Raw genomic sequence first — 1,002 nt, forward strand, 5'->3', positions numbered from 1 at the left:
AAAATTTGGAAACGTTATTCCAGATAGAAGAGTGAAGATTTTTAGGGAATTTATGTTTAATATTATTCCAAGTTTGATGGAAATGATTTTCAAAAATATATTTTAAAGGTTTAGTATTTTTATTCATACTGATATTATACAACGTTATGAAGGGAAAAGAAAAGCAGCTCAGTTATTTTTGAGCTGCTATTTTTTATTAAATGTGCTATAATAAACGTGAAGAAAAAATTAAAGGAGTAAAAAATATGAATGAAATATTAGTTAACATTTCAAAAAAATATATAGAGGCTTTAGAGCAGCAAAGCCCTGAAGATAAAGAAAGTAATATAATATATGGAAAAATGCTAAATATCTTAGAAAAAGATCCAACATTAAACTTATTTGGATTAATCCAAGAATTAAACAAAGGAACAACTTATTATGATAAAAATAAAGTTAGAAATCGTAGAGATAGATTAACAAACTTAGAGATACTTATAAAAAATGCAAATACAATTGTAGATAAACTTTTAGAAGATGATGAAGAAGAGAATCTTAGAATAATTGAAAGAAGTTTAAATAGAAGTGATATATATAGAGATAGAATGGTTATGAATATTCTTTTAGCAGAGTTTCCATCAAATGAGTTACGTGAAGTTTATTATACTATAAAAAATGATCAATGTAAAAAATTCTTATTTGAGGTTCTTCTAGAAATTAGAGCTAATAGAGAAGAAAATTAATATTAGGTAACATTTCTTTTTAAAAGAGAAATGTTACCTATTTTTTACTCTAAAATGTAGGAAAAAATGGTTTTAGATAGTACATACCTTTATTAAGGAATATTTAATTTATTCATAATAAGAGGAGGCTGATGTCTGTAGAAATAATTCTATAAAAATCTATAAAAACTTCGACTTATTTTTATTTTAATTGTAAAATTAAATCGAGGTGATAAAATGTATTCAATAGGTAAATTTTCAAAACTATTAGGAGTAACAACACAAACACTCAGAAATTGGG

At 23.9% G+C, this 1,002-nt stretch carries 1 protein-coding gene; it reads left to right on the forward strand.

The genetic code is table 11. The features are described from left to right. Positions 1–245: 245 nt before the first annotated feature. Positions 246–722 (forward strand): hypothetical protein, encoded by a 477-nt coding sequence (locus ACRCZX_RS01020; RefSeq protein ID WP_438581087.1) that lies wholly within the window; start codon positions 246–248, stop codon positions 720–722. Positions 723–1,002 lie beyond the last annotated feature (280 nt).

This window comes from Cetobacterium sp., assembly GCF_051658645.1.
Lineage (GTDB): Bacteria > Fusobacteriota > Fusobacteriia > Fusobacteriales > Fusobacteriaceae > Cetobacterium_A.

Excerpts from the sequence above, each read along its gene's own strand:
- ACRCZX_RS01020 (WP_438581087.1), top strand. The coding sequence starts at position 246 with ATGAATGAAATATTAGTTAACATTTCAAAAAAATATATAGAGGCTTTA.